At 61.5% G+C, this 26,376-nt stretch carries 21 protein-coding genes and 1 riboswitch; of the genes, 8 read left to right on the top strand and 13 right to left on the bottom strand.

Annotated features, from left to right (window positions below; all coding sequences use genetic code 11):
* Positions 1 to 2: 2 nt before the first annotated feature.
* Entirely contained in the window at positions 3 to 854 is an 852-nt protein-coding gene (gene motA / locus J3P96_RS25265; RefSeq protein WP_305497215.1) for a flagellar motor stator protein MotA, read from the bottom strand.
* Positions 855 to 1,021: 167 nt separating this feature from the next.
* On the opposite strand from motA, the gene J3P96_RS25270 reads away from it, so the two are divergent.
* From J3P96_RS25270 to J3P96_RS25295, 6 genes are all read left to right on the top strand, one after another.
* Complete coding sequence (locus J3P96_RS25270) at positions 1,022 to 2,560, top strand: HDOD domain-containing protein (RefSeq protein WP_434653827.1); 1,539 nt, start codon at positions 1,022 to 1,024, stop codon at positions 2,558 to 2,560.
* 42 nt (positions 2,561 to 2,602) lie between these two features.
* Positions 2,603 to 3,418: a rhodanese-like domain-containing protein gene (locus tag J3P96_RS25275; protein ID WP_434653829.1), complete on the top strand. Its 816-nt coding sequence runs from the start codon at positions 2,603 to 2,605 to the stop codon at positions 3,416 to 3,418.
* 19 nt (positions 3,419 to 3,437) lie between these two features.
* Positions 3,438 to 4,298 (top strand): archaetidylserine decarboxylase, encoded by an 861-nt coding sequence (gene asd, locus J3P96_RS25280; protein ID WP_434570012.1) that lies wholly within the window; start codon positions 3,438 to 3,440, stop codon positions 4,296 to 4,298.
* A gap of 98 nt (positions 4,299 to 4,396) precedes the next feature.
* The gene (locus J3P96_RS25285; RefSeq protein ID WP_434653832.1) at positions 4,397 to 5,617 is read left to right on the top strand and encodes an O-antigen ligase family protein; all 1,221 of its coding nucleotides are present in this window, start codon (positions 4,397 to 4,399) and stop codon (positions 5,615 to 5,617) included.
* Positions 5,607 to 6,185 (top strand): serine acetyltransferase, encoded by a 579-nt coding sequence (locus J3P96_RS25290; RefSeq protein WP_434653834.1) that lies wholly within the window; start codon positions 5,607 to 5,609, stop codon positions 6,183 to 6,185. The genes J3P96_RS25285 and J3P96_RS25290 overlap by 11 nt, the downstream gene beginning before the upstream one ends.
* A gap of 128 nt (positions 6,186 to 6,313) precedes the next feature.
* Entirely contained in the window at positions 6,314 to 8,074 is a 1,761-nt protein-coding gene (locus J3P96_RS25295) for a molecular chaperone (protein ID WP_434653836.1), read from the top strand.
* Positions 8,075 to 8,234: 160 nt separating this feature from the next.
* Here the strand turns inward: J3P96_RS25295 and serB are convergent, their stop codons facing one another.
* The gene (gene serB, locus J3P96_RS25300) at positions 8,235 to 9,449 is read right to left on the bottom strand and encodes a phosphoserine phosphatase SerB (RefSeq protein ID WP_434653838.1); all 1,215 of its coding nucleotides are present in this window, start codon (positions 9,447 to 9,449) and stop codon (positions 8,235 to 8,237) included.
* A gap of 133 nt (positions 9,450 to 9,582) precedes the next feature.
* Here serB and J3P96_RS25305 point away from each other — a divergent pair, with 133 nt between their 5' ends.
* On the top strand, positions 9,583 to 11,100 hold the full coding sequence (locus J3P96_RS25305; RefSeq protein ID WP_434653840.1) for an AhpA/YtjB family protein: 1,518 nt from the start codon (positions 9,583 to 9,585) through the stop codon (positions 11,098 to 11,100).
* A 238-nt stretch (positions 11,101 to 11,338) separates the two neighbouring features.
* Here J3P96_RS25305 and J3P96_RS25310 read toward each other — a convergent pair whose 3' ends face one another.
* The 9 genes from J3P96_RS25310 to J3P96_RS25350 all read right to left on the bottom strand — a co-directional run bounded on the left by J3P96_RS25310 (position 11,339) and on the right by J3P96_RS25350 (position 21,772).
* A complete protein-coding gene (locus J3P96_RS25310) occupies positions 11,339 to 12,043 on the bottom strand; it encodes a PqiC family protein (protein WP_305497225.1) in 705 nt (234 codons plus the stop codon).
* Between the two features lie 177 nt (positions 12,044 to 12,220).
* Positions 12,221 to 14,485 (bottom strand): DNA topoisomerase IV subunit A, encoded by a 2,265-nt coding sequence (gene parC, locus J3P96_RS25315; protein WP_305497226.1) that lies wholly within the window; start codon positions 14,483 to 14,485, stop codon positions 12,221 to 12,223.
* 10 nt (positions 14,486 to 14,495) lie between these two features.
* Positions 14,496 to 15,017 carry a retropepsin-like aspartic protease family protein gene (locus J3P96_RS25320; RefSeq protein ID WP_434653842.1) on the bottom strand — a complete coding sequence of 174 codons (522 nt, stop codon included), beginning with the start codon at positions 15,015 to 15,017 and terminating at the stop codon, positions 14,496 to 14,498.
* On the bottom strand, positions 15,014 to 16,000 hold the full coding sequence (locus J3P96_RS25325) for an esterase-like activity of phytase family protein (RefSeq protein WP_434653844.1): 987 nt from the start codon (positions 15,998 to 16,000) through the stop codon (positions 15,014 to 15,016). Before J3P96_RS25325 ends, J3P96_RS25320 begins: the two co-directional genes overlap by 4 nt.
* The gene (gene parE, locus J3P96_RS25330; protein WP_434653846.1) at positions 16,000 to 17,904 is read right to left on the bottom strand and encodes a DNA topoisomerase IV subunit B; all 1,905 of its coding nucleotides are present in this window, start codon (positions 17,902 to 17,904) and stop codon (positions 16,000 to 16,002) included. The genes J3P96_RS25325 and parE overlap by 1 nt, the downstream gene beginning before the upstream one ends.
* A 41-nt stretch (positions 17,905 to 17,945) precedes the next feature.
* Complete coding sequence (locus J3P96_RS25335) at positions 17,946 to 18,554, bottom strand: YqiA/YcfP family alpha/beta fold hydrolase (RefSeq protein WP_305497232.1); 609 nt, start codon at positions 18,552 to 18,554, stop codon at positions 17,946 to 17,948.
* Between the two features lie 1,242 nt (positions 18,555 to 19,796).
* Positions 19,797 to 20,612, bottom strand: a complete 816-nt coding sequence (gene cpdA, locus J3P96_RS25340; RefSeq protein ID WP_434653848.1) for a 3',5'-cyclic-AMP phosphodiesterase — start codon at positions 20,610 to 20,612, stop codon at positions 19,797 to 19,799.
* Between the two features lie 99 nt (positions 20,613 to 20,711).
* Positions 20,712 to 21,164, bottom strand: coding sequence for a DUF1249 domain-containing protein (locus J3P96_RS25345; RefSeq protein ID WP_003186471.1), 453 nt, complete (start codon positions 21,162 to 21,164; stop codon positions 20,712 to 20,714).
* A complete protein-coding gene (locus J3P96_RS25350) occupies positions 21,155 to 21,772 on the bottom strand; it encodes an NUDIX domain-containing protein (RefSeq protein ID WP_434626392.1) in 618 nt (205 codons plus the stop codon). Before J3P96_RS25350 ends, J3P96_RS25345 begins: the two co-directional genes overlap by 10 nt.
* 214 nt (positions 21,773 to 21,986) lie before the next feature.
* On the opposite strand from J3P96_RS25350, the gene J3P96_RS25355 reads away from it, so the two are divergent.
* Positions 21,987 to 22,733, top strand: coding sequence for a DUF3298 domain-containing protein (locus tag J3P96_RS25355; RefSeq protein WP_434570027.1), 747 nt, complete (start codon positions 21,987 to 21,989; stop codon positions 22,731 to 22,733).
* Here J3P96_RS25355 and cytX read toward each other — a convergent pair.
* Positions 22,702 to 23,994 (bottom strand): putative hydroxymethylpyrimidine transporter CytX, encoded by a 1,293-nt coding sequence (cytX, locus tag J3P96_RS25360; protein ID WP_434626393.1) that lies wholly within the window; start codon positions 23,992 to 23,994, stop codon positions 22,702 to 22,704. The genes J3P96_RS25355 and cytX overlap by 32 nt on opposite strands.
* Positions 23,995 to 24,185: 191 nt before the next feature.
* Positions 24,186 to 26,075 (bottom strand): phosphomethylpyrimidine synthase ThiC, encoded by a 1,890-nt coding sequence (thiC, locus tag J3P96_RS25365; protein ID WP_434653851.1) that lies wholly within the window; start codon positions 26,073 to 26,075, stop codon positions 24,186 to 24,188.
* Between the two features lie 175 nt (positions 26,076 to 26,250).
* A riboswitch (TPP riboswitch) is annotated at positions 26,251 to 26,356 on the bottom strand.
* Between the last annotated feature and the right edge of the window lie 20 nt (positions 26,357 to 26,376).

The raw sequence follows: 26,376 nt of genomic DNA on the forward strand, positions 1-26,376 counted from the left end.
ACTTAACGACCGCGAACCGCTTGTTCCAGCTCGGCGAAGCTTGGACGGTGCGCCGGGTACAGGACCTTGCGACCGAACTCCACCGCCAGGGACGGCGGCATGCCCGAGGCCGAAGCCACCAAGGAAGCCTTGATGGCCTCATAGACGTTGAGTTCTTCCTTGGCGTCATGCGCCAGGGAATGGGCCAGCGGGCCGAAGAAACCGTACGCCGCCAGAATACCGAAGAAAGTACCCACCAATGCCGCGCCCACGTGCAGGCCGATCGACGCCTGATCGCCTTCACCCAGGGATGCCATGGTCACCACGATGCCCAATACCGCCGCAACGATACCGAAGCCGGGCATGCCGTCGGCGATGCCGTTGACTGCATGAGACGGGTGCTCAAGGTCTTCCTTGAGGCTGTACAGCTCCATGTCGAATAAACCTTCAAGCTCATGGGGGGCCATGTTGCCGGACGACATGATGCGCAGGTAGTCACAGATGAACGCCGTCATGCGCTCGTCTTTCAGCACCGAGGGGTACTTGGCGAAGATTGGGCTGGCGGCGGCGTCTTCGATGTCACCCTCGATCGCCATCATGCCTTCGCGGCGGCTCTTGTTGAGGATCTCGTAGACCAGCCCCAGCACCTCGAGATAGAAGGTGTGGCTGAAACGCGAGCCGAACATGCTCAAGGACTTCTTGAGCACATGCATTGTCATATAGCCAGGGTTGGCCTGCAGGAATGCACCAAGGGCTGCACCGCCGATGATCAACACCTCGAAAGGCTGGACCAGGGCGGCAATCTTGCCATGGGAGAGCACGTATCCGCCGAGCACGCTCGCGAACACGACGATGATGCCGATAATTTTAGCCATAGATAGAAAGTACTTATTTAAGTCGGGTTCAAGGTCATATTCGGAAGCTGAAAAATCTCTTCTTCTACTTATCGGCAAAACTGCGCCAGACTATAGCCAGTTCCGGCGAAAAGCCAATTTTGCCCCGTTCCGGGCGTAGATACCCCATGCGATGATCACGTCCAACCATGGCTAACGAAACGAACGTCCCAACTCCAAGACCGACCACCCTCGAAGGCTGGGTAAAGCTGCTTGAGGGCGTGCACCTGCCGGTACCCCAGGCCAGCCACGACCTGGTCTGCAAGGCGATTGGCGACAGTCGCCGCTCGCTGCGTGACATCGCCGAATTGATGCAGGACAGCCCCGCGCTGGCCCTGAGCGTCATCCGCGAAGCCAACCACCACACGCACGGCACCCTGGCGGAGCCGGCGGAAAACCTTGAGGTGGCCATCAACCGCCTCGGCCTCAAGCGCACCGAAGAACTGCTTGCTCGCCTGCCCTCACTGCCGGGGCAGCAGATTCCCTTGGCCCTGCGCCAGTTGCAATTGATCAGCCAGCACGCCACACAACAGGCCAACGGTTTTTTTGCCAGCCGCCTGGCGCGGCTGTGGCAAGACATCCATTGGGGCAGCCTGCTGTTCCTGTCACCGCTCTGGCCGCTGGCCCTTACTCATCCACGATTGCTCGGGGAATGGGAGCTGCGCGTCGTTCACAAAGGCCAGCCAGCCGGCGAAGTGGAGCGTGAACTGTTCGGCGTCAGCCTGCTGAAAATCTGCCTGGCATTGGTGGAGACCTGGCGCCTGCCGGTCTGGGTAGCGCAGGGCTATCGCCTGCTGCTCAACGAGCGTCGCGAACTGGTCAAAGTGCTGCGCATTGCGCGCGACAGTGAGCATCCGCTGCGCCAACAGAATCGCCTGGACGACGACCCGACCCTGCGGCGCTGGCTCAATCAGCCAGCCAACACCGTGCTGCTGGCCAACGGCCTGGCACTTTCGGCACAGCAGGCCTGGGACAGCCCGCACAGTGCCCGCTGGCAATACCTCACCAGCCTGTATCTGCAGATGCCGATGGACGACATTCAGCAACAGCTTCATCAACAGGCCGCCAACAGCGCGCGCCAGCACGCCATGCCGGACCTCTGGCATCCCGCCGTGGCGCTGATCTGGCCGCCGGGCAGCAAGCGGGTCCACCCAGGTTTGCTGCCCGCCGCCCCGCCCAGCGCCCAGGACCTGAGCCAATGGCGCAAACAATGCGCCGCGTTGCTGGTGGAGCCGAGCCCGTTCCGCAACGCCATGCACCTGACCACCTCGGCACGGGATGCGCTAGCGGCATGTGGCATGCGCCGGGTCATGATCTTGATGGCCGACCGCAGCCAGACCAGCGTACGCGTGCATCAGACTGCCGGTTTGCCCAAGGAAGCGGCGGCCATGAGCTTCTCCATCAGCCAAAGCAAAATCCTGCAACGATTACTTGCACAGCAGGCTCAGGTTCGCCTGACCCCGCAAAACAACGCCCAATATTCGGCATTGCTGCCAGCGGGCCTGCGCAGCCTGTTTCGCGGCGAACACTTGCTGCTGCGCTCTCTGACCTGTAACGGTCGAGTGATTATGCTGGTGGCGGTAGACCAGGGCGGCGGACCGTTTTCGGATGTGACGGTACAAGCTTTCGGTAAAACCGTGCAGTGCATCGAGCGCGCCCTGCACAGCTTCACCAACCGCGGCCGCTGAACTTGCTACAATCCTTTCCCTTTGCGCCCCAGGAGGCCTCACATGCCTGACTTCTCTGGCTTGCCGCTGGTAATCGAACCGAGCGAACTGCGGCCGCGCCTCGATGCTCCCGAGCTGATTCTGGTGGACCTCACCAGCGCGGCCCGCTACAGCAGCGGGCACATCCCCGGCGCGCGTTTCGTCGATCCCAAGCGCACGCAACTGGGTCAGCCTCCGGCCCCAGGCCTGTTGCCGGCAAAAGCCGACCTTGAGGCGCTGTTCGGCGAACTCGGACACAACCCCAACGCCGTCTACGTGGTGTATGACGATGAAGGCGGTGGTTGGGCCGGGCGCTTCATCTGGCTGTTGGACGTGATCGGTCATTCAAATTATCACTACCTAGACGGTGGCTTGCTGTCCTGGCTGGATGAGGGCCTGCCGGTGTCCACTGAAATGCCCGCGCCCGGCGCACGCCCGGTGAGCCTTGTGCTGCACGACGAACCCACTGCCACCCGCGAATACCTGCAAGGCCGTCTCGGCGCTGCCGACCTGGCCATCTGGGATGCACGCGGCCCGCTGGAGTACTCCGGCGAAAAAGTCGTCGCGGCCAGGGGCGGCCATATTCCCGGCGCGGTGAACTTCGAATGGACCGCCGGCATGGACCCGACGCGCAACCTGCGCATTCGCAAGGACATGCCCGAAATCCTCGGACAGTTGGGTATTACACCCGACAAGGAAATCGTTACCCACTGCCAGACTCATCACCGCTCTGGCTTCACCTATCTGGTGGCCAAGGCGCTCGGTTATCCGCGAGTCAAAGGCTATGCCGGTTCCTGGGGCGAATGGGGCAACCACCCTGACACCCCGATCGAGCTTTGAAGATTCCTAAGGACATTTAATGAAGAACCGCTTGTTCATCCTTTCCCAATACCTGCTGCCGCACCACTTGCTGTCGCGCCTCGCCGGCTGCATTGCCGAATGCCGCGTGCGCTGGTTCAAGAACGCCTTTACGGCCTGGTTCGCCAAGCGCTACCAGGTGGATATGTCCCAGGCCCTGGTGGAAGACCTGAGCGCCTACGAGCACTTCAACGCCTTCTTCACCCGCGCGCTGAAAGACGGTGCCCGCCCTCTGGATCAAACCCCAGGCGCGATTCTGAGCCCCGCCGACGGCGCCGTCAGCCAGCTCGGCCCGATCGAGCATGGCCGCGTGTTCCAGGCCAAGGGCCACAGCTTCAGCGTGCTGGAACTGCTGGGCGGCGATGCGGCCAACGCAGCGCCATTCATGGGCGGCGACTTCGCAACGATTTACCTGTCGCCCAAGGATTACCACCGCGTGCACATGCCGTTGGCCGGCACGCTGCGGGAAATGGTCTACATCCCGGGGCGCATTTTCTCGGTCAACCAGACCACTGCCGAGAACGTTCCGGAGCTGTTCGCCCGCAACGAACGCGTAGCGTGCATTTTCGACACCGAACGCGGGCCGATGGCCGTGGTGCTGGTGGGTGCAATGATCGTGGCGTCCATCGAGACGGTCTGGGCCGGCCTGGTGACACCGCCCAAGCGCGAACTCAAGACCTTCCGTTATGACGAAGCCGCCCGTGCGCCGATTCACCTGGAGAAGGGTGCCGAGCTGGGCCGCTTCAAACTGGGTTCGACCGCTATCGTGCTGTTCGGGCCGGATCAAGTGAAGTGGGCCGAAGACCTTGTAGCCGGCTCGCCGGTGCAGATGGGTCAAGGACTGGCATTACCCAAGGCTTGACCACCGAGGCAGCGACGTGAGTCGCTGCCATCGCCGGCGGTCTCCCCCACGCCTTGGAAACTCAGCCCTGGCTCCCATTCACTGCCCCTGGAATAGGTATGACACGTTCGGTTTTTACCAGATACACCGTGCTAGTTCTGATGATCGGATTCACCGTACACCTGACAGGGCTACTTTTCATCACCGACGGCAGCACCTACACGACAATTTCCAATCTGAGCCTGTTCCTGCCTGCATTGCTTTTGTGCATTGTCGACGCACGCCTGCGCCAAAGCCTGGTGCAGAAGTGCTATTGGCCGGTCCTGCTGATGCTGGCCTTCTCATTGCTGATCGCGCTCCTGAACTCCGGCTCGACGACGTCCGCCTTCTCGCAGTTCAAAACCGTGCTGTACGTGACCTTGTACCTCGGCACTGTGCATATACTGGCTCGAGAGGGGCTGCTTGAAAAAAGCCTCACGTTTGCCTTCGCCGTGGCAGGACTCTTTGCAATCGCAGGCCTGGTGATTCATTTCGTACAGCAAGACCAGAACATCTTTTTTACGGGCGGGCGCTTGTACAACCTGGGGTATGGCGACTATGCGAACTTCAGGAACCCGATCATCGCTGCGCTGTATTACGGTTTTTTTGGCATCTACGGGTTCCACCTCCTGCTGACCAAACCCTGCGGGCCATGGCTCAGAGTCTTTTACATGGCATGCGTGGCAGGCCTGTCGCTGTACCTGTTCTGCACCCTTTCAAGGGCCGTCTGGCTTGGGTATGGCCTGGCCATCTGCACCAGCGTGGTGTTCCAACACACACCACGAACAAGAAAATGGCTGTACCTCACAGGTGCTCTTTTTCTTGTGGCAGTTGCATGGTTATGGCCAGTCATCGTCGATCAGCAAAGTCGTGGATTCAGCCTGCGCGACCTGATTTGGGCCGGCTGGCTGAGCCGCATCAAAGAGTTCTGGCTATTCGGGGCCGGTGCGGGGAGCAACTTTGATATCTGCATCCTCGAGGCGCAGTGCTTCAACCAGGTCCACAATCTGTTTCTTCAGTTCTTTTACGAATTCGGAGTCATAGGCGCAACGTTGCTGTTATTGGCTGTTACTCATGTGTTCAGGTACTCGATCGACAGAAAGACCTGGTCTCATCCCTTGGGGTCGGTCGGCTTGCCGCTGCTCATCTTTGGCCTTGTAACGGCCATGTTCGACTACCACACGGTATTCAACAGGCCCGGGGTCTATTGGATCGTCTTCTGGCTTCCTGTCGGGATCATTCTTTCCCAGCGTTTTTTACCAGGCCCTGCGTCTTGCAAAGAGGCTGTCGATGCTCATTGATATTTTCCGATCAGCCAAACGCTACTGGCATATCGAAATCCTTGGTGGCCTGGACAAACCGTTCAGATGGCGCCGGCTTTACCAGAAGTGCCAGCGCATCAACCGGTACCGCTATCTGTTCTGGTTTCGCCTGGCCTACGCCATGCATCAGCAGGACAGCAAGTTCTGGAGACGGCGCGGCAAACTGCTGAACGAGCGAATCAGTCGCCAGTTCAATGTGGAGATCATGCTCGGCGCCACCATTGGAGAAGGGCTTTGGATCGCGCACCCGAATGGAATCGTTATCACCTCGCACGCCGTTATCGGCAAAGACTTCAAGATCTGGCAGAACTGCACGCTGGGCATCAAGGGCCAAAGCGAAACTGCGCTCTTGCGTATCGGTGACGGCGTCAGGGTACACGCCCATGCCTGCATCATTTCAGACGACCTGGAGCTGGGCGACAACGTGATCGTCGGCGCTGGCGCCTTCGTCAACAAAAGTATCCCGGCCAACCACTTGTATATCACCCGCAGCGTCGGCGAAATGAAAGCCTACGACCCCCAGTCAATGGGCCGTCTGCAAAGCTAGCGTGGCCGACCGGCGCTGCGGCGGTCGTGGACGCCGCGGGCGCCAGGTGTCGCCGCAGCATGATCTTTTGCCCACACCTGCTAGAGTTGGAACATTCCCTTCATTTCCCGCCGGAGCCCATCCACGGCATGAATGAGACCAGCCCTCTCCAGTTACTGCGCGTCTCGACACCGACCCAGTCGCGCCTGTCCTTCTGCGATGCCACGCCACGCGACCTCAAGCGCTGGATCGGCAACCTGCCCAAGGCCAACATCGGTGAAACCGCGCGCCTGCTGTACCAGGCGCTCGGTGAACTGAACCAGTTGCTCACCCCGAGTGAAAATCGCTTGCAGCTGCTCGAACTGCTGCGGCCCGAGGTTTATTACGTCTGCAAGCACTTGGAGCGACATTTCCTGCAACAGGCCATCGTGCTGGATGAGCGCTCGCGCAAGATCGTCAACCTGAGCCAGGCCCTGCAGATTCATTTGGCGATGGGATACAAACAAATCGTTGCGCGCATCTCGCCAAAATTCACCAAGGACCGGGCGCGCCTGCTGGCGACAGCGCTGCAACGGGCGATACATGCCCTCGACGGCACGCTGTTGCGAGCCAGCCAGCTCTACAGCCCCGTGCCTGAAGGTTTATGGCTCGATTTGCACCAGCTGTACCGGATCGCCTGCCAGCACCGATTGCAGCACCTCAGCGTTGGCGATGAACTGGCCAGCCAGGTCCCTCAATTGAATGCCGAGCAGACCTACGTCGTCGCCCTGCTGCTGGGCGCGTCGCGCAGCAACCAGTTACGCCAGAGCCAGATCGCCCGGCTGGCCGAAGTGCTGGAGCCGTGGAGCCAGAGCGTCAAGCTCGACCCGGCCGTCACTGGCGCCAGCCTGTTTGCCGTCGCACCGCAACTGGATGTAGGGCCGCGCTATCGCTCCAAATTTCGCGCCGAACAGCAACCGAGCCTGCAGGGGTTCGATCCCCAGCCCCTGGTGCGTGCCATCAGCGCTCACCTGGCGCAACCTGGCGACTCCCCCCTGGCGGTACCTGCCGGCATGAGTGCCGACACCTTGCATCATCTGCAAGCGGCCTGGGGCGAAGCTGCCGAACGCAGCTTCCAACGCACCGAAGGCAACGGCACGCTGACCCTGTGCGTGGGCATGAGCGCGCTGCACTATTACCTTGGGGGCGAACGTTCCTTCAGCGACATCCTGAAGAACCCGGCCATGCGCAAGGCCCGATTCGAGGCCTCGCCAACCAAAACCAACGACACCTGGAACCAGGCGTTCGACGCCGCGCCAGCTGGCGACAGCGACCTCTTGCCCTACGAGGAAATCGAGTATCCGGTCAACCCGGCCGATGACGACGGCGCCAGTTCCGACAACCAGCATCATTTCCCGACCTTTGAGCTGCCGATCATCAATCACAGCCCGGGTGGGTACTGCCTCGGCTGGCCGAAGGAAGTGCCGGAGCAATTGCAGGCCGGGGAGATGGTCGGGATTCGTGACACCAGCGACCAGGCCTGGAGTATCGCCGTGGTCCGCTGGATTCGGCAGGTGCGCAACGGTGCGATGCAAATGGGCATTGAACTGGTAGCTCCCCATGCCCAGCCTTGCGGCGTGCAATTGGCGCGCGAGCAGAACGAGCAAGGCCACTACCTGCGGGGGTTGCTGCTGCCGGAAATCAGCGCGATCGACCTGCCGCCCACGATGATCGCTCCGCGCCTGCCCTTCCAGGAAGGCCAGCGAGTGTTGATCAATACCAACGGACAGGAAAGACGAGCCTCGCTGGATCGGCGCGTGACCAGCACCCACAGCTTCAATCAGTTTGCTTATCACCCCGAAGACTCAGGCACCGGCGGGGATGGCAGTGACAAGGAAGGCGATTTTGATTCGCTGTGGAAGTCACTCTAGGGTGATGCAAGCCTTTGGTGGCGAGGGGATTTATCCCCGCTGGGCTGCGTAGCAGCCCGATTGCAGTCACCCCGATCAACCAATACATCGCAGTGCCTGATCGAGGGTTGCTGCGCAACCCAGCGGGGATAAATCCCCTCGCCACAGGGCTTATTGCAAACTAAACCTGCCCGTCGCGATCCCTGAAGCCCAGCAAGTACAGCACCCCATCCAGCCCCAAGGTCGAAATGGCCTGCCTGGCTGATTGCTTGACCAGCGGTTTGGCCCGGAACGCCACGCCCAGCCCGGCGATCGCAAGCATCGGCAAGTCGTTGGCGCCGTCACCAACCGCGATGGTCTGCTCCAGGCGAAGGCCTTCTTTCGCGGCCAGCTCACGCAGCAAGTCCGCCTTACGCTGGGCATCGACGATCGGCTCGACAGCCACGCCGGTGACCTTGCCATCCACCACTTCCAGTTCGTTGGCGAACACGTAGTCGATGCCGAGCTTGGCCTGCAATTGCTTGGCGAAGTAAGTGAAGCCGCCGGACAGGATGGCGGTCTTGTAGCCCAGGCGCTTGAGTTCGGCAAACAGGGTTTCGGCGCCTTCGGTCAGGCGCAACGAGGCACCGATCGAGTCGAGCACATTGACATCCAGGCCTTTGAGCAACGCCAGGCGCTCCTTGAAGCTGGCACGGAAATCCAGCTCGCCGGCCATCGCCCGCTCGGTAATCGCCGACACCTTGTCGCCGACGCCGGCAGCCTTGGCCAACTCATCGATGACCTCGGCTTCGATCAACGTCGAGTCCATGTCGAACACCGCCAGGCGCCTGTTGCGGCGAAACAGCGAATCCTCCTGGAAGGCGATGTCAACGTTCAGCTCCTGCGCCACGCTGAGGAACTCGGCGCGCAAAGCCTGGGGATCGGCGGGTTCGCCGCGCACGGAAAATTCGATGCAGCCCTTGCCTTGATCGGCCGGAGTATCCAGCGGCATGCGCCCGGACAGTCGGTCGATATGATCGATATTCAGACCGTATTGGGCGGTGATCGAACTGACACGCTGCAACTGCTCGGCGGTCACCTTGCGGGTCAACAGCGTCACGATATGGCGCTTCTTGCCCTGGCCAGCCACCCACTGTTGGTAATCTTCCTCGGACACCGGGGTGAAACGCACCTGCTGATCAAGCTTGTATGCGGTGAACAGGATGTCCTTGAGCACCGATTTGCTGTGTTCGGCGTCCGGGATTTCAACCAGGATGCCAAACGACAGCGTGTCGTGGATCACCGCCTGACCGATGTCGAGAATGTTCACACCACCCTGGGCCAGAACGCCGGTAATGGCCGCAGTCAGACCCGGACGGTCGCTGCCAGTGATGTTTATCAGGACGATTTCGCGCAAGGCGCACCCCCGCAGGTGGAAAAAAACCGCATTCTACTCACATTCAGTGACCATCGGGCACCGCCAGTGCTTTGCCGGTCATGGGGCTGTCGCTATACTGCGCGTCAATTTCACGGACAAAGAGCCGAGCTCAGTGAACCGGCCCACGCCAGTCAAAACCGACAATTTCTTCCTGCTGATCTTCCGTGCATTGCGCCATCGCCGCGTGCCGATCGCATTGCGCATTGCCAGCCATAACGTGATCCTGGTCGCCTTGGCCCTGGTCATCTATGCCTGCGTGATGGGCCTGCAATTCAAGCAGGCCATGCACGAGCAGGCGGATGCCCTGGGCGAAAGCCTGACCACCCAGACCGCCACGTCCGCCACCGAGCTGCTGGTGTCCAACGACATCCTCAGTCTCAATGTGCTGCTCAACAACCTGACCAAGAACAAGCTGGTGGCCCACGCTGCCATCTACAGCGTGGACAACCGCATCCTCGCCGAGGCCGGCCAGCGTCCCAAGCCAGGCTTGCTCGGCGAAACCGGCGGCATGTACCAGAGCAAGATCACCTTCCAGGACGTGACCGCCGGCCAACTGCGCATCAGCCTGGACATGGACCAGTTCCAGCAACCCATGACTATCAGCCTGCAAAGCATGGGCATCCTCAGCGCGATCCTGCTGGCATTGGCCCTGGCGTTGAGCTTGCGCCTGGGGCGGCATATATCCACGCCGCTGTTGCAGTTGCGCGTCTGGCTGCGAGACATCGACGAACACACGCCAGCCACCCAGCGCCAGGATGAGATCGGCGACCTGGCCCGGCAGCTGCACGCCAGCTTCGCGCCGGAGCCAGAACCCGTGCCAGAACCTGAAGACATCGACTACGTTGACGAGGACGATGCGGAGCCGGGCTTCGAAGTGCGCAACCTGCGCGACCCGGGGTTCGACGAAAGCGCGCCGCTGCCCGCTGCTCGCCCCGCGCCGCGACATGTGGTGCGCACTGTCGAAGACGACGATGACGACGAGGCCTTTGCCGATTTGCGCGACGATTCGATTGCCGGCGAACCACAGCCGCTTGCCCGCCCTGTCACCTCGAACCAGCCCCAGCACAGCGCCGTACTGGCCGTGCAACTGGGCGCCCAGGACCAACTGCGGCGCCTGCCCCAGGCTCGCCTGAAAGAACTGCTCGAACGCTATCGCGACTGCCTCGACCAGGCCGCATCGCTTTATCAGGGCGAACTGCACACCCTGAACGACGGCAGCACGCTGATGCTGTTCCACACCGAGGACAGCGGCGACGACTACCTGACCAACGCCATCTGCTGCGGCGAATTGCTGCGGGCGCTGGGTCATCAATTGCAGATCGAGGTCGCCGACAGCGGCATCACCCTGCAATTGCAACTGGGCCTGACCTTGGGCGATGGCTTGTTCGGCCTGAGCCAGATCGACCTGCTGCTGACCGAAACCGCCCAGGACGCCCTGGCCCTTTCCCAACACAGCCGCAACCTGCTGCTGGTGGAACGCAAGATCAATGACGATGCGCTGATCCGCCAACGCGCACGCATCCGTCCGATCGCCAGCCCCGAGGGCGCCTGCTGTGTGGAACGACTGATGGAGCCTTATCCGTCGATGCTGGAACGGCAACTGGCGCGGATGCATGAGCGCCAGGCCTGAGTCCCGTTGCCTGGAATAACGAAGCCCGCAGATGAGTGATTGTCTGCGGGCTTTTTTATTGGCTTCGATGGCTTCTGCGCGAGCAGGCTCGCTCCCACACCGGATCTGTGGCTTGCCGCCCTCCCCCTGTGGGAGCGAGCCTGCTCGCGAAAGGGCCGGGGAAGGCGCCACAAATCCAAAGAGCAGAAACAACAAAGCCCGCATCAACGCGGGCTTTGTCTTGCATCCATACCAACCGTCAGAACCGGAACACTTCCATATCCGTCCGAATCGGCAGGGCCATTGGAATCTTGTCCTTTTCCTTTCCTGCCGGCTTGGCCGGGGCGGGAGCGGGCTTGCGTGGAACTTCAGCGATAGGAGGCTGGTTGGCCAGCGGCTTGAGCGAGACGGACAGCTGTTCGGCCAGTCGTTGCAGCAGCACACCCTGGGCCTGAACCTGCGCCGCCGTGGTGCCGGCGTGTTGCTCTTGAAGATGAACGATGCGGTTCTCACGCACCTTGCCGCGACGGTCAATCAACCGCCATTGAGCATCGAGTACCGCCGGTTGTGATTCACCCGAGTCCAGGCGGGTAATCGACAGCAGGACCTGCACATCCGGGGTGAAGCCTTGGGTAGCCGGCGCCAGCACCACGCGCTGACTGTCCAGGTGACCGGCGACCTGGCGCAGCAGCAGCTGGTCGATGTCCGAGGACAGGCTGCCGGCCCAACGACCGTCCGTGGCGGCTTGCAGGCTGCCGTCCGGTTGGCGTTGGAGGAGAGTTTCGCGTTGCAGGTAGTCGGCAATCAATACAGGGCCCAGCAAAACCGCCATGCCTGTGCTTTGCGCAGGCTGGGCCGGGGTACCGCTGTCCAGCTGATACAGCGACACCGGCTGGTGCATGCTGCAACCCGCCAGGCCAAGCAGGCCGGCGAGCCACAAAATAGGTAGGCGCAGAGCAGTCATCGTCCCGTCCAGGTGGCAGCCACAAGGCTTACCACAGTGAAAATACTCGGTCATTATGAAGAACGCTCGGCTACGCCGGCGCTTGAAAGGGCCTATCATCCGTGAATATGCGTTCCGACTCCAGCGCCAAAGTTCCGATCTGCGGCTTTTAATCGCAGACCGAGCCCTCTAGCACGGTCAATTGAGGTTTTCGACGAGCAGTGCATCCACCCGTTGAAAACCCCTTGGAAGCTTGTTGCCCCGCCGACCGCGTTCACCTTTGTAATGCTCAAGATCGTCCGCTTTCAGTGAAAGCGTACGCTTTCCAGCCTGCAGCACAAGCGTGGCACCTTCAGGTAACACTGCAATATCCGTGACAAATTCCTCGCGACTCGCCACCCGTTCGCCAGGAATCCCGATGATCTTGTTGCCTTTGCCTTTCCCAAGCTGTGGCAGGTCGCTGATCTTGAAGACCAGCAACCGACCTTCGGTCGTCACCGAAGCCAGCCAGTTGTTATCGCGATCGCTGACCGGGCGCGGGGCAATGACCTTGGCGTTGTTCGGCAGGCTCAACAACGCCTTGCCCGCCTTGTTCTTGGCTTGCAGGTCTTCACCCTTGACGACGAACCCGTAGCCGGCGTCCGACGCGATAACGTACAGCCCGTCATCATCAGGCATCAGCACACATTCAAAAGTTGCACCCGGCGGAGGTGTTAATCGTCCGGTCAGCGGTTCACCCTGGCCACGCGCCGATGGCAAGGTGTGGGCCGGCACCGAATAGCTGCGCCCGGTAGAGTCGATGAACACTGCGAACTGGTTCGAGCGCCCCGGCGCCAAGGCCTTGAAGCCGTCCCCGGCCTTGTAGGAAAGCCCGGCAGCGTCGATGTCATGACCCTTGGCGGAGCGCACCCAGCCTTTTTCCGACAGTACAACGGTGACTTTCTCGTTCGGCAACAGGTCGTGCTCGCTCAAGGCTTTGGCCTCGGCACGCTCGACAATCGGCGAACGACGGTCATCGCCGTAGGTTTCGGCGTCCTTGAGCAACTCGGTGCGTACCAGTTTCTTCAGTTTGGCTTCGCTGCCCAGCAAGGCTTGCAGCTTGGCCTGTTCCTTGAGCAATTCATCCTGCTCGGCACGCAGCTTCATTTCTTCCAGGCGGGCCAGTTGGCGCAGGCGCGTGTCGAGGATGTAGTCGGCCTGGATTTCACTGAGGGCGAAGCGCTCGATCAGGCTGGCCTTGGGATGCTCCTCGGTGCGGATGATGTGGATCACCTCATCGAGGTTGAGGTAGGCAATCAGCAAGCCGTCCAACAGATGCAGGCGACGCTCGACCTTGTCCAGGCGAAATTGCAGGCGCCGACGCACCGTCTTGACCCGGAATTCGAGCCACTCCACGAGCAATGCCCGCAGGTTTTTCAGCTGCGGCTTGCCGTCCAGGCCGATGATGTTGATGTTCACCCGATAGCTGGATTCCAGATCGGTGCTGGCGAACAAGTGCTGCATCAGCGCGTCGTGATCGACCCGGCTGTTCACCGGAATGATCACGATGCGGCAGGGATTCTCGTGGTCGGATTCGTCGCGCAAGTCAGCAACCTGCGGCGCTTTCGACGGTTTTGCCTGCATCATCGCAGCAATCTGCTCCAGGACTTTTGCCCCGGAAACCTGATGCGGCAGCGCGGTGACGATAATGTCACCGTCTTCAACGTGATAGACGGCGCGCATGCGCACCGAACCGCGACCGGTCTCATAGATTTTCAGCAGGTCGGCACGCGGCGTGATGATTTCCGCTTCGGTCGGATAGTCCGGGCCCTGGATATGTTCGCAGAGCTGTTCCACCGTGGCTTTCGGCTCGTCCAACAAGCGCACGCACGCTGTGGCGACTTCCCGCAGGTTATGCGGCGGCACGTCGGTGGCCATGCCCACGGCAATGCCGGTGGTGCCATTGAGCAGGATGTTCGGCAAACGTGCCGGCAACACCAGGGGTTCATCGAGGGTGCCGTCAAAGTTCGGCCCCCAGTCCGCAGTGCCCTGGCCCAGCTCGCTGAGCAGCACTTCGGAATAACGTGACAGGCGCGCCTCGGTGTACCGCATGGCCGCGAAGGACTTGGGATCATCCGGCGCACCCCAGTTACCCTGGCCATCCACCAGCGTGTAGCGATAGCTGAACGGCTGGGCCATCAGCACCATGGCTTCATAGCAGGCCGAGTCGCCGTGGGGGTGAAACTTGCCGAGCACGTCACCGACGGTACGCGCCGACTTCTTGTGCTTGGAATCGGCGTCCAGCCCCAACTCACTCATGGCATAGATGATCCGCCGTTGGACCGGCTTCAGACCGTCGCCAATATGCGGCAAGGCGCGGTCCATGATCACGTACATGGAGTAATTGAGGTAGGCATTTTCGGTGAAGTCAGCCAGCGATCGGCGCTCTACGCCGTCCAAGCTGTCTGCAAGAATGTCGCTCATGCGGGCCTCATCAGTTCGTTGTCTGGCGCAGCAGCATGGTGCCGTCGCGCTGGGTAAATTCAAGTTTGTTCAGGGCGCTCATGCCCAGCAGCACTTGCGTGCCTTCCAGGCCTGGCGCCACCAGGGCACGGACATCGCGCAACACGATGTCACCCAATTGCAGCCGGTCGATACGGGTGCGGTAGCCTTCGCTCAAACCATTGGCGGTGCTCAACCTCACGCCAAGACCTTTTTCCAGCTTGAGGCGCTCGGCCAATTCCTCCGGGATCGCCACGTCGGTGGCCCCGGTATCGAGCATGAAATCCACCGGCTGGCCGTTGATCTGGCCGCTGGCGACGAAATGTCCCTGCCGGTTGCCGATCAGCTTTACCTCGATAAAACCTTCGCCCTTCTGCGAATGCACCTCGGCATTGGGGTTGAGCTCTCGCTGCTCCCACTGGGCAAAAAACCGCGTTGCCAGAAACAGTGCCGCGCACCAGGCCAGGATCATCAGTACCCGGCCGGCGCGCTTGCCCGGTGGTTGCTGGCTCATGGCGCAGCACCCCAGCCACCCTCGGGCGCGGCGAAGCGCCAGATAACCGGCCGCTGCTCGCCGTCAGCCCGCGCACCGTCGTTGTTGTCCACGCCGATCCAGGCGCCGTCGGCGTCGACGATGAGCGCTTCGACCAGGCCGAAGGGCTGTGGATACCGGCGATTTTCCTGCAACGCCTCCCCCGCAAACGACCAGCAGCGCTCGACCTTGGCGGTCTGCGGGTCACGCCGGCAGATCTGATAGGCGTTTCGCTCCAGGGTGAACAGCTTGCCGTTGAACAACGACAGATCGGCGAAATCCCGGGAAACCGCCTTGGCCTTGGGAAACTGCGCCGGCTGCATCTCCTGCCCCGCTTCGCTCAACAATACGCAATTGCCGTCGCAGTCCCACACCGTTTGCTGGCGCTTGAGCAACACCAGGCCACGACGCTCCCGTTCGGCGGCCAGCCATAGCTGATCGCCAGGCGGGTTGACCGCCACGCCTTCGAACAGGGCATTAAAATGCAGCAGCATGCCGCTGCCCCGGGCCTGGCGGAGCATGGTCGGGCTGATTTTCAGCCAGGACGCTTCGCCTGCCCGCGATATTCTCAGCACGGCGGCGTGGGACTCACTGACCACATAACGCTGACCGGCGCTGTCGCAACTGATGCCTTCGTAGTCCAGTTCGCCCCCGCGCACGAACGATGCCGCCCAGGTCCGCGACTGCAAGCCCCAAGGCAAATCATTCTCCGGCACGGCCGGCACCTCGATACCGACAGCCTCGGCCTGCCAGGCCCGGGCATCGGAGGGTTGGAGCCGATAAATCCGGTCATCGTCGCGATCGGATACCGTCCACATCTCGTTGCCACACAGGGCCAGCCCGGACAGATTGCCGCCGCGCATGCCATCGACGACATGCTCGGACAGCAACTTCAGTTCCGGCACCGGCCCTGCGACTACCACCCCCGCCCACAGCAACAACGCCAGGGCGAAACCGTTGCGCATCAGGCCAGAACCTCGGCCAGATCGCCCTTGGATTCAAGCCAGCTCTTGCGGTCGCCGGCGCGTTTTTTCGCCAGCAACATGTCCATCATTTCCGACGTCGCTTCGAAATCATCCAGGGTCAACTGCACCAGCCGACGGGTGTTCGGATCCATGGTGGTTTCGCGCAACTGCGGCGGGTTCATCTCGCCCAGGCCTTTGAATCGGGTGACCTGCGGCTTGCCGCGTTTTTTCTCGGCCACCAGCCGATCAAGGATGCCGTCGCGCTCGGCTTCATCCAGGGCGTAGTAGATCTCCTTGCCCAGGTCGATACGGTACAGCGGCGGCATCGCCACATAGACGTGACCGGCATCCACCAGCGGGCGGAAATGCTGGACGAACAAGGCGCAAAGCAAGGTAGCGATGTGCAAGCCGTCGGAGTCGGCGTCGGCGAGGATGCAGATCTTGCCGTAACGCAACTGGCTCATGTCCTCGGCACCCGGATCGACGCCGATGGCCACCGCGATGTTATGCACTTCCTGACTGGCCAGCACTTCGCTGCCGTCGACTTCCCAAGTGTTGAGGATCTTGCCCCGCAGCGGCAGGATCGCCTGGAACTCCTTGTCCCGCGCCTGCTTGGCCGAGCCGCCGGCGGAGTCACCTTCCACCAGGAACAGCTCGGAGCGCATCGGGTCCTGCCCCGCACAATCGGCGAGCTTGCCCGGCAGTGCCGGCCCCTGGGTGATGCGCTTGCGCTCGACCTTCTTGCTTGCCTTGAGGCGACGGCCGGCGTTGTTGATCGCCAGTTCGGCGAGGGCCAGGCCGGTTTCCGGATTGGCATTGAGCCACAGGCTGAACGCATCCTTGACCACCCCGGAGACAAACGCCGCCGCCTCGCGGGACGACAGGCGCTCCTTGGTCTGGCCGGAGAATTGCGGCTCCTGCATCTTCATCGACAATACGAAGGCGATGCGCTCCCAGACGTCTTCCGGCGCCAGCTTGACGCCACGGGGCAGCAGGTTACGGAATTCACAGAACTCGCGCATCGCATCGAGCAGGCCCTGGCGCAAGCCGTTGACATGGGTGCCGCCCTGGGCGGTGGGGATCAGGTTGACGTAGCTTTCCTGGACGCTTTCGCCACCCTCGGGCAGCCACAGCAGCGCCCAATCCACCGCTTCCTTGTTACCGGCCAGGCTGCCGCAGAACGGCTCGTTGGGCAGGCGTTCGAAACCGTTGACCGCATCGACCAGGTACGAGCGAAGGCCGTCCTCGTAATGCCACTCGACTTTCTCGCCGGTGGCCTTATCCTCGAAACTCACCAGCAGCCCCGGGCACAACACCGCCTTGGCCTTGAGGACGTGCTTGAGGCGAGTGACGGAAAACTTCGGTGAATCGAAGTACTTCGGGTCCGGCGCGAAATACACGCTGGTGCCGGTGTTGCGCTTGCCGACGGTGCCGACCACTTCCAGCTCGGTGGCCTTGTAGCCATCGGCGAAGGTCATCTGGTATTCGTTGCCGTCACGCTTGACCCGCACCCGCACCTGGGTCGACAAGGCGTTGACCACGGAGATACCCACCCCGTGCAGGCCGCCGGAGAACTGGTAGTTCTTGTTGGAAAACTTGCCGCCGGCGTGGAGCTTGGTGAGGATCAGCTCGACCCCCGACACACCCTCTTCAGGGTGAATGTCCACTGGCATGCCACGGCCGTCATCGCTGACTTCCAATGAATGATCGGCGTGCAGGATGACCTGCACCGATTTCGCGTGCCCGGCCAAGGCTTCGTCGACGCTGTTGTCGATGACTTCCTGGGCGAGGTGATTCGGCCGACTGGTGTCGGTGTACATGCCGGGGCGCTTGCGCACCGGGTCGAGGCCCGAGAGGACTTCGATGGCGTCTGCGTTATAGGAGCTAGCGCTGGGAGTGGCCATGGGGTCTCGTCGTCAGTGTTCAGTGAAATAGAGGCAATGGTTCACAGTGAGGTGAAGTCGATCGCCTGGTACAAATCGGCGCCAATGCCGGCAAAACTCAACAGCGCCGGCAACTGCTGGGCAAACCCTTGGAAACTGTGGTCGCCGCCGGCCTGGATACGCAACGCGCAGGCACGGTAATACTGCTGGGCGTGGCGATAATCCAGCGTTTCGTCACCGGTTTGCAACCATACCTGAAACCGCTGCGGATCCCGGGGCGCCGGCACTTCCAGCTCGGCCAGGGCCGTCACGTGGTCGTGGGTCAATTCCCAGGTCTCGTCGGTGTACAAATTCTTCTGCGTGCCCAGATAACCGTCGAACATCCGATGCGGGCTGACCGCCGGATTGACCAACAGGGCCTTGAGGCCGTGGCGCTCGGCCAAGTGAGTCGCATAGTAGCCGCCGAGCGAGCTGCCGACCAGCAGCGGCCGCCCCAGTTCTGTGATCGCCTGCTCCAACTGAGCAATCGCCTCGCGCGGATGGTGATGCAAGGCCGGCACCCGCAACTGGTCGCCCAGCCCGAGGCGCGTCATCACTTCGGTCAGTTGACAGGCCTTGGTCGATGCCGGGGCACTGTTGAAGCCATGGATATAAAGGATCGAACCCGACATGGGTAACTCCCTGGGTGCTGGGCAAAGGCCGGAGTTTACAGGGAGTTTGTGGAAGTTTGGGCGGTTTCGAATACCCCTCCGTCTTCGTGGCGAAGGAGCTTGCTCCCGCTGGGCTACGCCGTAGCCCTGGAGCAGCAACACCCGTTCCGACTGATAGAACACGGTGCCTGGTCTTGGGCCTGCTTCGCAGGCCAGCGGGAGCAAGCTCCCTCGCCACGGGGGGCTTTGTCAGCCGTTAAAACTTCATTGTCTCGGCTCAACGATTGTTTCTGGGGGGTTGGGCGTGGCTTTGAACATGGTGCAGTTCCTTTTTCCGTAGGGGAACCGCCATCTCCCGTTTCCAGGCGAGAGGGTGGCAGCTATGCGCGGGCTGGAAAACCAGAGTAAAGGAGCAAAACCCGGCAGACTCGAAGTCTCCCGCGCATAGCCGCCATAACGCAGAACTGCACACGCAAAAAAAGCGCTGCAGTATCTCATGTGGCGCGCTGAAGCATCCTTACTATCGGGTTTCCAGGCCCGGCCGCTGAATTTTGCAGCGACGGGAAAAGACTAGCGACGCCCCTTCCCACCCGGCAACCGCCAGCACTCGCCGGAAAAATCCGCTTGCGTCAGAAAGGTCTTCCGCCCCTTCCCACAACCCTGGCTGACTACCGCCGCCATCGCGAGCAAGCCCGCTCCCACACAAATCCGTGGTCATTAGATTTTTCCGGCACGGCAAAAATCCCCCTGTGGGAGCGAGCCTGCTCGCGAAAGCGGTGGGTCAGCCTGCATCAGCATTGAATGTGCCGCCGCCTTCGCGAGCAGGCTCGCTCCCACATTAAAACCGGCGTACCCCCGCGAGAATAAGGCCGGCTGCCAGGCCGCCTCGCTTTAGACCTTGATCTTGATCTGGGGCGCCCCGTTAACCACGCTGGCCGAACGCAGGCATTGCGCAGTGGGCATCCCGGCATGGATGCCGGGATAGCCGCGCTGGGCCAGGGACGGCCCTTCGCGGCGGGCCTACGGAGCAATGCCGGAGTGAGGGCATGCCGAGCCTTGGCGAGGCACGGAGTGGTGGGGCAAAGCCTTTTTGGTTACTTTTTTGGCGTCTGAAAAAAGTGACCCGCCGTAAGGGCGGAACCCTAAGCAGCCGTTACCGCAGAAATGGATATGTACCCGGTCAACAAACCCCTGGCCGGCTGCAAGGCCGCCTTCGCGAGAAGCCCGCTCCCACAATTTGGGGTCAGTCCAGCTTGATCGAACTCAATAGCCGTTGGATCCGTAGTCAGGCGTAAACGCAAACCCAACCACCCGCTCAACCCCCGTCTCCAACCGCCCATCCGGTAACAACCGCAACCACCGATACCCTGGCGCCTGCGAGCCCACCGCAAAATCCTCACTCCCCGGCTCAAACTGGATACAGGTCGAAGGCGAAGCCAACAAACGAACCCCCTCGCGCACCCGGTCTATTTCCTGATGCACATGCCCCCACAACACCGCCCGCACCTGCGGAAACCGATCCAACACCGCAAACAGCGCCTCCGGATTGCGCAACCCGATCGGCTCCATCCACGCACAACCAATCGACACCGGATGATGATGCAGACACACCAGATGATGCCGCTCCGGCGCCTCGCTCAAGGCATTGGCCAACAGAATCAACTGCTCCTCGGCCAAAAAACCCGGCACCGAACCTGGCACGGCTGAATCCAACAGAGTGACTCGCCAGTTGCCGATGTCCACCACCGGATCGAGCAACGTGCTCTGGACCGCCGCCTCAAGCATCACCTGCGGCTCATCATGATTGCCCGGAATCCACCGCGCCGGCGCATCGATACGCGCAGTCAGTTGCCGAAATGCCTCGTAGGATTGCAGCGTACCGTCCTGGGACAAGTCGCCGGTGGCAAGCATCAGGTCAATGTTCGGTTGCTGTTGGAGTACCAGGTCAACGACCGCCCGCAAGCTGTCACGGGTGTTCATACCCAGCAACGAAGCATCGGCCTCGGCGAACAAATGGCTGTCAGACAGTTGGACCAGCAGCGCCGCGTCGGCAGTGGTCAAGCTGGATACGCTCGGCAAATCGCTTTCTCCCAGGCGCAATCACGCCGTTGCATGAAGCGGCAATTATGCTGGGGGATGATCGAAAGGGGAAACCCGCGAACCGGAACCGGTTCACAACTACCGTACGACTTCGAACTCGTGGCCCAGCGCCAGGCAATGACTCAGCCACTCGCCCAGGAACAGGTTCAACTGGGCCTTTTCGTCCGGCTGGTGCATTGACGCATTGGGGTAAGGATAGATGCCGCGAAAGCGTCGTGCATGCTCGGCACTGACCACTTCGGCCATGCGTGCATCGTGATAGACCTGCACTTCCAGCTGCGGCACCGGCAACCAGGGCAGGCTGTGCTCCTGGCGCACCTGCAATGTGGTGGTGTAGGGACAGGTCTGCAGCACTTCCAGGGCCAATACGCCGAGCATCTGGTCGCCGTGGGTCACGGCGATGCGGCGCGGTGCCGGGTCGTTGCGCATGTCCGGCAACAAGCGCATCAGGCGGGCATAGTTGGCCTCGCAGGCGGCCTGCAACCCCACCAGGTCGACGCGATAACGATCGCGCAGCTTGTTCAGGACCATAGCCCCCTCACTTCATCTCGATTCAAGGCCAGCCATTGCAAGGCAATGATGCTGGCCGCGTTGCAGATACGTCCGTCGCGCACCGCTTGCAGGGCGTCTTCGAAAGCCCAGGTCTTCACGCGGATATCTTCAGCCTCTTCCAGCAGGCCATGCAGGCCGCCGGCCCCCGTACTGTCGCAACGCCCCAGGTAAAGATGCACGAACTCATTGCTGCCGCCCGGCGACGGGAAATACTTGGTCATCGGCCAGAGCGCAGCGAAGACCAGCCCAGCTTCCTCCTGCGCTTCGCGATGAGCAACTTCTTCCGGTTGCTCGTCCTTGTCGATCAGACCAGCCACCAGTTCAACCAACCAGGGATTGGCGGCCTTGCCAATGGCACCCACGCGAAACTGCTCTATCAATACCACTTCGTCGCGCTGCGGATCGTAGGGCAGCACACACACCGCGTCATGACGTACAAACAGTTCACGACTGATCTCACGGCTCATGCCACCGGCAAACAGCTCGTGGCGCAAGACGAGGCGGTCGAGCTTATAGAAACCCTTGAAGCAGGTTTCACGCTTGACGATGTCCACGTTGCTCGGTGTGGCGTTGGCGAAATCGGTCATGACAATCCTCGTGTGCAGTGGAACGATGCGAGGTTCCAACCTCGGCTTCGCGCCATCCTAACGCGCCCGTACCGTTTGATGCAGCCCCTTTCCACTGATCGGGATGGACGGCAGAAGGTGAAAGAACTCTAATGAGCTTAGTGGCGAACTGATTGCCCTGCCGACAGTCGAAGCGGGTAACTTTTTGCCTTTCCCTGTTTCACGAAGGACGCCCATGTCGCTTTTCAAGATTGCTTCGCTGGCCGCCATCGCCCTGATCCTGGGCGCTTGCCAGAGCCTGTTCCAACCCAATTACCGCGCCCCGCTGGAGACCACTCGCGATGCGTCGGAGCAATTGCAGCCTGGCTGCGCCAGCGCCGACTGCCCGCTGGTCAACATCGACACCCTGCATTTCCCTACCGAGCCCGCGCTGGATGGCATCATCGAAAAACGTCTGCTGCAAATGACCCGCACCACCCCGGACGCCCCGTTGGCGCCGACGCTGGCCGCCTATCGCGAGCAGTTTCTGCGCAGCGCAGCGCCGCGCAACAGCAGCTATCTGCAGGCCAAGGTACGTGAGCAACATGACGGCCTGGTGATCATCGAGCTGTCCAGCTATCTGGACACCGGCGGCGCTCACGGCACCCCTGGTCGCGGTTTCATCAATTATTCGCGCCAGCAGCAAAAAGTGCTGACGCTGTCGGACATGCTGCTGCCGGGCCAGGAAGAAGCCTTCTGGAAAGCCGCGCAAGTGGCCCACAACAGCTGGCTGATCAGCACCAAGCTGGATCAGGAACCGGAATTCCTGAAGCAGTGGTCCTTCCAGAAAACCCCGCACATCGCGCTGACCTACGGCGGGGTGATCCTCAAATACGAAGTGAGCACCATCGCGCCGTACGCCCTGGGCCACATCGAATTGAAGATCGCCTACCCCCGCCTCAACGGCATCCTCAAGCCCGAGCTGTTTCCCGGCCGTAGCTGAAAGCCCGGCCCAGCAACAATTGCAGCACCCCTGCCAGGATCAGCGACGGCAGGGTAGCGCCGATGTCCGGATAGAAGTTGGCCAGCAGGTGGTAGGTACTCACCCCGCCCAGCCAGGCCAACAACGCCGGCCAGCGCAACGCGACCGAGCGCACCTGGCTGCTGCGCTTGCGCAGGATGAAGTGATCCACCAGCACCACGCCGAACAGCGGCGCGAACACCGAGCCGATCAGCAACAGGAAGTTCTGGTACTGAGCCAGCGGCGCGAAGCAGGCGATCACGGTGCAGATGACACCAATCGCCAAGGCCAGGTGCTCGACCTTCAGCCCCGACAACATGCTCGTCGACACCGCCGCCGAATGAATGTCGGCGAAGGCGTTCTCCGACTCGTCCAGCAGGATCAGCAGCAACGGAATGCCCAACCCGGCACCGGCCAGGGCCAGCAGCAACGCATTGACTTCACCGCTCGGCGCGAACGCCAGGGTGTAGGCCACGCCCAGGCTCATCAGCCAGACGTTACCGATGAAGAACCCCACGGCCGTGCCGCCGAAGACGTTTCTGGCGCGTTTGCCGAAACGCGAGTAGTCGGCGATCAGCGGCAACCAGGACAGCGGCATGGCGATGGCGATGTCAAAACCCACCGCGAGCGACATCGAACCGTCGCCGGCCTGGGCCCACAGCGCCGGCAGATCGGCCTTGGCGAACAGGTTCCAGGTCAACCAGATGCACGCCGCCAGCAGCAACCAGATGCCCCATTTGCGCAGGATTTTGCGTACGAAGGTCAGCGGCCCGCTCACCGCGAGCAGGGTCGCCAGGGCGCCGAAGAACAGCGTCCACAACAATGGATTCGAGCCCAGGCTGCCTTCGCTGAAGGCCCGCGCGCCGAGCAGGCTGGCGGCGTCGCGCATGACGATGATTTCGAACGAACCCCAGCCGATCAATTGCAGCAGGTTCAACAGCGCCGGCACGCTCGCGCCCTTGCCACCGAGGCTGAGCTTGAGCGCGGCCATGGCCGACAGGCCGGTGTCGCTGCCAATCACCCCGACCGCCGCCAACAGCAGGACGCCCACCAGCGTGCCGAGGAAAATCGCCAGCAACGAACCGCTCAAGCCCAGGCCCGGCGCAAGCAAGGCGCCGACCTGCAAGACCATCAGGCCGATGCCCAGGGAGAACCACAGGGAAAACAGATCGCGGGCGCCGAAGACGCGTTTGTCCAGGGGCACGGCGGTGTCTGGGGAATAGGTGCTGGGTTGGATGTTCACAGAGATATCTCAGGGGAGATTATTGTTTTGGGTCGCTGATGTGGCGAGGGAGCTTGCTCCCGCTGGCCTGCGTAGCAGGCCCAAAACCAGTCAACGCGTTCTGGCAGCCAGAATGGTGGTGACTGGATTTGCGGCTGCTTCGCAGCCGAGCGGGAGCAAGCTCCCTCGCCACGGGGTGAGCGCCGCTCAAATCACACTTTCTTGTAAAGCTGACTACCTTCCTTCTTGAACCGCTCCGCCTGCTCCGCCAAGCCCTGGGCGACATCCACATCCACCGCTTCAATGCGCTGGTTGGCCGCGTACTCACGCACTTCCTGGGTAATTTTCATCGAGCAGAATTTCGGCCCGCACATCGAACAGAAATGCGCGACCTTGGCCGAGTCCTTCGGCAGGGTTTCGTCGTGGTACGAGCGGGCGGTGTCGGGGTCGAGGCCGAGGTTGAACTGGTCTTCCCAGCGGAACTCGAACCGCGCCTTGCTCAAGGCGTTGTCACGGATCTGCGCGCCCGGATGCCCTTTGGCCAGATCGGCCGCATGGGCGGCGATCTTGTAGGTGATGATTCCGGTCTTGACGTCATCCTTGTTCGGCAGGCCGAGGTGTTCCTTCGGCGTGACGTAGCAGAGCATCGCGCACCCGAACCAGCCGATCATCGCCGCGCCGATGCCGGAGGTGATGTGATCGTAGCCCGGCGCGATGTCGGTGGTCAGCGGTCCGAGGGTGTAGAACGGCGCCTCGTCACAGCATTCCAGCTGCTTGTCCATGTTCTCCTTGATCAACTGCATCGGCACGTGGCCGGGGCCTTCGATCATGCACTGCACGTCGTGCTTCCAGGCGATCTTGGTCAGCTCGCCGAGGGTTTCCAGCTCGCCGAACTGCGCTTCGTCGTTGGCGTCGGCAATCGAGCCCGGACGCAGGCCGTCGCCCAGCGAGAAGCTGACGTCGTAGGCCTTCATGATTTCGCAGATGTCTTCGAAGTGGGTGTAGAGGAAGTTTTCCTTGTGGTGCGCCAGGCACCACTTGGCCATGATCGAACCGCCACGGCTGACGATACCGGTGACGCGCTTGGCGGTCATCGGCACATAACGCAGCAACACGCCGGCATGGATGGTGAAGTAGTCGACGCCCTGCTCGGCCTGTTCGATCAGCGTGTCGCGAAACAGCTCCCAGGTCAGGTCTTCGGCCACGCCGCCGACTTTTTCCAGGGCCTGGTAGATCGGCACGGTGCCGATCGGCACCGGCGAGTTGCGGATGATCCACTCGCGGGTTTCGTGGATGTGCTTGCCGGTGGACAGGTCCATGACCGTGTCCGAACCCCAGCGGATGCCCCATGTCAGCTTCGCCACTTCTTCTTCGATGGACGAACCCAGCGCGCTGTTGCCGATGTTGCCGTTGATCTTCACCAGGAAGTTACGGCCGATGATCATCGGTTCCAGTTCGGTGTGGTTGATGTTGGCCGGAATGATCGCACGGCCACGGGCGATTTCGTCACGGACGAATTCCGGGGTGATGACTTTCGGCACGCTGGCGCCGAAGCTGTGACCGGCATGTTGCTGGTCCAGCAGGCCGGCGGCGCGGGCCACTTCCAGCTTCATATTTTCGCGGATGGCGACGTATTCCATCTCAGCGGTGATGATGCCTTGGCGCGCGTAGTGCATCTGGCTGACGTTGGCGCCTGGCTTGGCGCGACGCGGGTTGTTCACATGGGCGAAGCGCAGCTTGGTCAGCTCGGGATCGGCCAGGCGTTCCTGGCCGAAATTGGAACTCAGGCCGGCGAGACGCTCGGTGTCGCCACGGGCTTCGATCCACGGCGAGCGCACATCGGCCAGGCCCTTGCGCACATCAATGGCCACGTTCGGGTCGGTGTAGGGCCCCGAGGTGTCATACACCACCACTGGCGCGTTGATTTCGCCGCCGAAGTCGGTGGGGGTCACGTCGAGGCTGATTTCGCGCATCGGCACGCGGATATCCGGGCGACTGCCCTGGACGTAGATTTTTTGCGAGCGGGTAAACGGTTGGACCGATTGCTGATCGACCTGGGCCGATTCACTGAGGTTGGTCGCGTTTTTTGATTTTGTCGTCATCACGGGCTCTCCAGACACACATCCAGGCAGTGGATTTTTGTCGGAGCGAACCTGTGGCGAATGGACGCGTCCCTGCACGAAAGTGCGAACGCTGTGCTTGCTGCTCGAGCCTGTTCGAAGATCGAAAGTCGATTGTCGAACAACATCCCGGACGAAGCACAAGAGGACTCGCCGGGTGACGAGAAATCTTGTTCCCTACGCAGGCGCTAACCTGATCAGGTTCAACGGGATCCGAAATTATTCGATCTCAGCCTCATAGCAAGGCACCCCGACAAGAACCCGGCCAGTCTAGACACAACCG

The organism is Pseudomonas sp. R3-56 (genome assembly GCF_051132075.1).
Lineage (GTDB): Bacteria > Pseudomonadota > Gammaproteobacteria > Pseudomonadales > Pseudomonadaceae > Aquipseudomonas.

Coding starts and splice junctions, on each gene's coding strand:
- motA (WP_305497215.1), bottom strand. CDS start 854: ATGGCTAAAATTATCGGCATCATCGTCGTGTTCGCGAGCGTGCTCGGC.
- J3P96_RS25270 (WP_434653827.1), top strand. CDS start 1,022: ATGGCTAACGAAACGAACGTCCCAACTCCAAGACCGACCACCCTCGAA.
- J3P96_RS25275 (WP_434653829.1), top strand. CDS start 2,603: ATGCCTGACTTCTCTGGCTTGCCGCTGGTAATCGAACCGAGCGAACTG.
- asd (WP_434570012.1), top strand. CDS start 3,438: ATGAAGAACCGCTTGTTCATCCTTTCCCAATACCTGCTGCCGCACCAC.
- J3P96_RS25285 (WP_434653832.1), top strand. CDS start 4,397: ATGACACGTTCGGTTTTTACCAGATACACCGTGCTAGTTCTGATGATC.
- J3P96_RS25290 (WP_434653834.1), top strand. CDS start 5,607: ATGCTCATTGATATTTTCCGATCAGCCAAACGCTACTGGCATATCGAA.
- J3P96_RS25295 (WP_434653836.1), top strand. CDS start 6,314: ATGAATGAGACCAGCCCTCTCCAGTTACTGCGCGTCTCGACACCGACC.
- J3P96_RS25310 (WP_305497225.1), bottom strand. CDS start 12,043: ATGACTGCTCTGCGCCTACCTATTTTGTGGCTCGCCGGCCTGCTTGGC.
- parC (WP_305497226.1), bottom strand. CDS start 14,485: ATGAGCGACATTCTTGCAGACAGCTTGGACGGCGTAGAGCGCCGATCG.
- J3P96_RS25320 (WP_434653842.1), bottom strand. CDS start 15,017: ATGAGCCAGCAACCACCGGGCAAGCGCGCCGGCCGGGTACTGATGATC.
- J3P96_RS25325 (WP_434653844.1), bottom strand. CDS start 16,000: ATGCGCAACGGTTTCGCCCTGGCGTTGTTGCTGTGGGCGGGGGTGGTA.
- parE (WP_434653846.1), bottom strand. CDS start 17,904: ATGGCCACTCCCAGCGCTAGCTCCTATAACGCAGACGCCATCGAAGTC.
- J3P96_RS25335 (WP_305497232.1), bottom strand. CDS start 18,554: ATGTCGGGTTCGATCCTTTATATCCATGGCTTCAACAGTGCCCCGGCA.
- J3P96_RS25345 (WP_003186471.1), bottom strand. CDS start 21,164: ATGGTCCTGAACAAGCTGCGCGATCGTTATCGCGTCGACCTGGTGGGG.
- J3P96_RS25350 (WP_434626392.1), bottom strand. CDS start 21,772: ATGACCGATTTCGCCAACGCCACACCGAGCAACGTGGACATCGTCAAG.
- J3P96_RS25355 (WP_434570027.1), top strand. CDS start 21,987: ATGTCGCTTTTCAAGATTGCTTCGCTGGCCGCCATCGCCCTGATCCTG.
- thiC (WP_434653851.1), bottom strand. CDS start 26,075: ATGACGACAAAATCAAAAAACGCGACCAACCTCAGTGAATCGGCCCAG.